Origin of the sequence: Vibrio sp. V42_P2S4T144 (assembly GCF_009904715.1) — a bacterium.
GTDB classification, from domain to species: domain Bacteria; phylum Pseudomonadota; class Gammaproteobacteria; order Enterobacterales; family Vibrionaceae; genus Vibrio; species Vibrio alginolyticus.
On sequence record NZ_WXWS01000200.1, the window covers coordinates 1 to 4,440 of the forward strand.

The 4,440-nt window shown below is 43.8% G+C and carries 2 protein-coding genes; both read left to right on the forward strand.

The features are described 5' to 3' along the window. Positions 1-188: 188 nt before the first annotated feature. The gene (locus tag CAG68_RS06880; protein ID WP_025768141.1) at positions 189-1,358 is read left to right on the forward strand and encodes an efflux RND transporter periplasmic adaptor subunit; all 1,170 of its coding nucleotides are present in this window, start codon (positions 189-191) and stop codon (positions 1,356-1,358) included. Positions 1,359-1,370: 12 nt separating this feature from the next. Further along, positions 1,371-4,440 (forward strand): multidrug efflux RND transporter permease subunit (locus CAG68_RS06885; protein WP_161440960.1); only part of this gene is annotated, 3,070 nt, incomplete at its 3' end.

Below are 4,440 nucleotides of genomic sequence, written 5' to 3' on the forward strand. Positions count from 1 at the left end.
TAACAATACTCCACGTCTTTAAAACCCTAAACTGACCTTTTTCAAACCAAAAAGTGAGCATTTTGACCAATATTTAATCGTGCATTTTTATCACTACTCTATGTTCGCTGAGGGCCTATTTACCCATAGGTACAATGAATACAATGCCGTTCCTTTTAGTATGAACAGAATCATTTAGGGCGCGACAAATGTTAAAGAAAGTTTTCGGCATTGGCCTTTTATCCGTTTTAGCTGCTTGTGCAGACGAAGAGATAACCAAACAACCTAATACTCCCTTACCTACGATAGACGTCTCCAAAGTCATCTATGAGCCCGTTCAATCGTGGTTCACCTTTACAACAAGGCTTCAAGCCCCAGAGAAAGTTTCTTTAATGCCACGCGTTTCCGGAGTTATTGAAACGGTAGAATTCAAAGACGGACAGAGTGTCAACAAAGGTGACTTACTCGTCACTCTTGATGATCGAACCTTCAAAGCTCAGGTCTCACGACTTGAAGCGCAAGTTAAGAGTGCTCGAGCTGCGCTAGAGCAAGCAGCAAACGAACAAAAGAGAGCCGCCCAACTGGTTAAGCGAAAAGCCATCTCAGCGGAACAAGCAGAGGCCCGAGATACCGCAGTAAAGCAACGCTCTGCAGAACTAATGGCCTTGCGTGCTCAGTTAGAATCCGCAAAGTTAGATCTTGAGTTTACGAAGATATATGCCCCTATTAGCGGCACTATTTCAAGAGCATTCATTACTAAAGGAAACAATGTAAACGCAAATCAAAGCGTTATATCAAACATTGTCTCTAACGATCAGGTATATGCATACTTTGATGTCGATGAGCGAACTTGGAACCGTTACTTCTCGACAATCAATGCCGACTCTAACTTACCTACTCGTCTTGAACTATCTGGACAAAATGGGCAGGTGTTTTTTGGACGCGTTGACTTTGTCGACAACTCCATCAACGAAAACACCGGTACTTTGCAGGTTCGAGCGGTATTCGATGCAACAAAATCAAACTTAAAAGTGGGATCGTTTGGCCGAGTTCAGATATCAACAACCAAACCAGTTGAACGAGTTCTCGTTCCAGAGCGTTCTATTGGCACAGATCTAGAAAACCGCTTTGTATTAACACTCAATGAAGAGAATACGTTGCAATACAGCATCGTAACCTTAGGCGAACGTTACGGAACATTTCGTGCTATCGAGAATGGCTTGAACGCCGACTCAATTATTGCGGTAAATGGCCCAGCAAAAGTTGGCCCAAATAGCAAAGTCACACCAAAAAATGTCACGCTAGATATTAGCAATACTTCATTGATTATGGCTTCAAACTCAACATCGTTGCCAAACAAACGTTTAGCTCAAGACTAAGAAGACAACCGAATGAAATTTGCACACTTTTTTATTCAAAGACCCATATTTGCCTCTATGTTATCGCTATTGATATTAATAGTAGGCGCAATTTCACTTTTGCAGTTGCCTGTGAGTGAATATCCAGAGGTTGTCCCTCCTACAGTAGTAGTTACAGCAAACTATCCTGGTGCGAACCCAAAAGTAATCGCAGAAACAGTTGCTACGCCTCTGGAGCAAGAAATTAATGGTACAGAAAACATGTTATATATGTTTTCACAGGCAACCAGTGACGGCAGAATGACATTGACCGTAACCTTTGCTTTAGGTACGGACTTGGACAAAGCTCAGGTTCAAATTCAAAATCGCGTCACTACAGCTTTGCCCCGGTTACCAGAAGCCGTCCAACGGTTAGGAGTTGTTGCCGAAAAAGCCTCTCCTGATCTCACCATGGTTGTGCATATATATTCTCCAGATTCTAGCCGTGAAGTCAGTTATTTAGCTAACTACGCTAATTTAAACTTGAAAGATGAGATAGCTCGGCTCGGAGGCGTTGGTGATGTGCGCCTTTTCGGTGGTGACGAGTACTCAATGCGCTTGTGGTTAAATCCAGATGAGCTCGCTTCTAGAAATCTAACCGTAATGGACGTTGTCTCCGCCGTCCGATCTCAAAACCAACAGGTGGCAGCAGGCTCATTAGGTGCGCAACCAGCCGCTAATGAAAACCAATTCCAAGTTTTGTTGAACGTAAAAGGCCGCTTGGAGAATATTGATGAATTCAACGACATTGTAGTAAAAGTTGACGAAACAGGGGCTTTGACACGTCTTAAAGACGTTGCACGCGTAGAGCTAGGTCAAAACTCTTATGCACTGCGCGCCTTGTTAAATGGTAAACCAGCGGTGGCGATGCCCGTATTCCAGCGCCCTGGTGCTAATGCTATTGAGCTATCTAATCAGGTTCGTTCAACCATGGACCGTTTACAAACAGCCTTTCCAGCTGGAGTTTCATATGAAATAGCCTACGACCCGACCGTCTTTGTTCGTGGTTCGATAGACGCGGTGGTTCATACTCTGCTAGAGGCAATTGTACTTGTTGTTGTCGTAGTCATTTTGTTTTTGCAAACATGGCGCGCGTCTATCATCCCTATCATTGCGGTGCCTGTTTCATTAATCGGTACGTTCGCTGTAATGCAAATGCTCGGAGTATCGATTAACACACTTTCGTTGTTTGGACTTGTTCTCGCCATAGGCATCGTCGTCGATGACGCCATTGTCGTCGTCGAAAACGTGGAACGGAACATCCATAATGGCCTTGCACCACTAGAAGCAACGAAACAAGCAATGACCGAAGTTACCGGGCCAATTATTGCAATTGCTTTAGTGTTATGTGCGGTGTTCATCCCGACGACCTTTATTACAGGGTTATCCGGTCAGTTTTATAAGCAGTTCGCACTAACAATTACGATCTCGACGATTATTTCAGCAATTAACTCGTTGACGTTATCGCCTGCTTTATCAGCACTGCTATTACAAGATAAGAACGCAAAACCCGATCGGCTAACCAAGCTATTGGATGCGGTTTTTGGTAAGTATGTTTTTGCGCCATTCAATAGAATTTTTGAGTACAGCTCGAACCAATATCAAGCTCTGGTCAAGAAGCTGATTCGCTTTAGCCTTGTTGTTGTGGTGGTATACATTGCGTTACTCGGGGGAACGGCTTCTCTATTCAAAGCAGTTCCTGGAGGATTCATTCCTCAACAAGATAAGCAGTATTTAGTTGCGATCGCCCAACTTCCAGATGCAGCAAGTTTAGATCGAACAGAGTCCGTTATTAAAGAAATGGAAAACCTCGCGCTGGCAACACCTGGCGTAGCACAAACCATTTCTTTCCCAGGCTTATCGGTCAATGGTTTTACTAACAGTCCGAATAGTGGCATCGTTTTTGTTACGCTTGAGGACTTCGATAAACGAAATGATCCAACTCTCGGAGCAAATGCGATTGTTGCATCTTTGAATAAGAGCTTTTCAATCATTGATGAAGCCTTCGTTGCGATTTTTCCACCACCACCAATCCAAGGACTTGGCTCTACTGGCGGCTTTAAACTTCAAATCGAAGACCGAGCGAACAAGGGGTTTGATGAGCTCTTCAAGCAATTGAACTTGGTAATAAGTGAGGCATCAACAAGACCCGAGCTGATGGGATTATATTCCACATTTCGTATACAAGTGCCGCAGATGGACATCCAAATAGATCGTGAACAAGCGATGCTGCAAGGTGTTCCTCTAGAGCAGGTTTTTGATGCGCTTCAAGTTTATTTAGGATCATTATACGTCAATGACTTCAATATGTTTGGTAGAACATACAAAGTGAATGCCCAGGCAGACATGAACTATCGTCTCGAACCTGACCAAATACTTAACTACAAAGTAAGAAATGCTGCCGGACAAATGGTTCCTCTCGGCGCTGTACTGGAGATCATACCCACGATTGGGCCTGACCGCGTGATGCACTATAACGGCTACCCTAGTGCAGAACTAAACGGCAGTCCTGCTTTTGGTTACAGTTCTGACCAAGCCCAAACGGCTATTGAGGAAGTTCTGGATCAAAACCTAGCAGAGGGAATGGTTTATGAATGGACTGATGTAACCTACCAGCAGATTTTGGCTGGTAACACGATGGTGTATATATTCCCACTTGTTGTTTTGTTAGTTTTCATGGTGCTAGCTTCGCAGTACGAGAGTTTAAAACTGCCATTCGCTATCATTTTGATCGTTCCTATGACCATTTTTTCTGCGCTAGCAGGTGTTTGGTTCATTGGTGGTGACAACAATATATTCACACAAATTGCTTTGATTGTCCTTGTGGCTCTAGCGTGTAAAAATGCCATCTTGATGGTGGAGTTCGCTAAAGAACTTAAAGACAATGGCCAAGATACCTTATCAGCGATTTTGGAAGCATGTCGTTTACGTCTTCGACCGATTCTAATGACATCAATTGCATTTACCGCTGGTGTTATTCCATTAATGATTGGTACAGGGGCCGGAGCGGAAATGCGACAAGCAATGGGTATTGCTGTATTCTCGGGTATGGTAGGCGTAACGG